This window comes from Azospirillum sp. FG154 (assembly GCF_057809575.1).
In genome coordinates this window covers 1-1,338 of record NZ_JBMDKF010000062.1, presented here as the reverse complement: position 1 = coordinate 1,338, position 1,338 = coordinate 1, and the positions used below count along the sequence as shown (strand labels likewise).

The following is a 1,338-nucleotide window of genomic DNA, read 5'->3' as shown; positions in this document are numbered from 1 at the left end:
CCTACAAATTTTGTTGCAACCGGATTGAAGTGTCAGCGGTTTTTGCAAAGTAGGACTGCCAACCCCGGCGCTATTCGGCGGCTTTCGCCTCGATGTGTTTGTCCACGAAGCTTTTGCGCCCCCGCTTTCCTCCGTCGGCCTTGCCGCGATACCCGAGTTTCTCGCTGTTGGTCTTCACCCGGGGCGGAGGCTGGCTGTCCTGCATCTCCTTCACCTGCGCCAGCACCGCGCTCAGCCGTTTGTTTTCCACGATGTCGGTGTGCAGGACCCGTTGGTCCTTGTCGAACGCGCGGTAGGGCAGCGCCTCTCCCTTCCACCGCAGTTCAAGGCGGCCATCGGCAAAGGCATAGGTGTCAACATAGTGGCCGACCAGCCCCTGCGTCCGTTCCGTCACCTCCAGCATGATCCGTTTGCGTTCGTAGGACAGCGTCAGTTGTTGGCCGACATGGCGTTGTTCGCGCCAACACAGGATCTCGCGCAGACGATCCGGCGTCACCGTCACCGGTCGGCGCACATCGTCCGGTCGGGCAGGGAAGACCGCAAAACGGGCGTTGAAGCGCTCAATGAAGCCGGGCAGGAAGGCGTTGCCCGCGTCGATGCCGGTGACGCCAGCCAGCCTCAGTTCCTTCACCAGCCGGTCCTGCAACGTCCGGTTCGCCCGCTCGACCCGGCCCTTCGCCTGGCTGGAGTTCGCGCACAGGATCTCGATCGTCAGTTCCGCCAAAGCCCGCCCGAATTGCGTCATGCCCTGGCCGCCCTTCGCCTCGCTCTGCGATACTCGGAACACCGAATGCTTGTCCGAGTAGAAAGCCAAAGGCCGACCATGCGCCGCCAAATACCCATCCAACGCCGCGAAGTATGAGAAGGCGCTCTCCGACACGACAAAGCGCAGTTGCATCAGCCGACCTGTCGCGTCGTCGATGAACACCAGCAACGTGCAGGGATCGCCCCGATCCTCGAACCAGCGGTGCTCGCTCCCGTCGGGCTGCGGACAAGCTCCAAAACCTGCTCACGCCGCTCGTCGCCAATGCGGCGATTGGACGGCCGCCCTCGGCCACCATGCGCAAGAGACCCGGCGCCGCCGGACCGGTAGCGGGCCAGAAGACGCCAAATCTGCCGTTCGCTCACCGCCAGAACCGACGCCGCCGAGGCAACATCACGATGCCCGCTTAAAACCTCACCGAGAACCTCGACCCGCTGAAGATCCCGTCCGCTCATCGTTATCCAGCCCATCGCCAGCCTCCCAGCCGTCGCAAACCCGACGGAAGACTGACAGTTCTATGTTGCGCTGGACTGACATTTTGACATTGCGCCTACACATCAAAAAACTCATAATTT

Annotated in this window: 1 pseudogene; it reads right to left on the bottom strand. The window is 62.1% G+C overall.

Annotation, left to right across the window (positions count from 1 at the left end):
• Positions 1-109 precede the first annotated feature (109 nt).
• Positions 110-1,233 (bottom strand): annotated as a pseudogene (locus ACODS4_RS28095) (ISNCY family transposase); the annotation flags it as partial.
• Between the last annotated feature and the right edge of the window lie 105 nt (positions 1,234-1,338).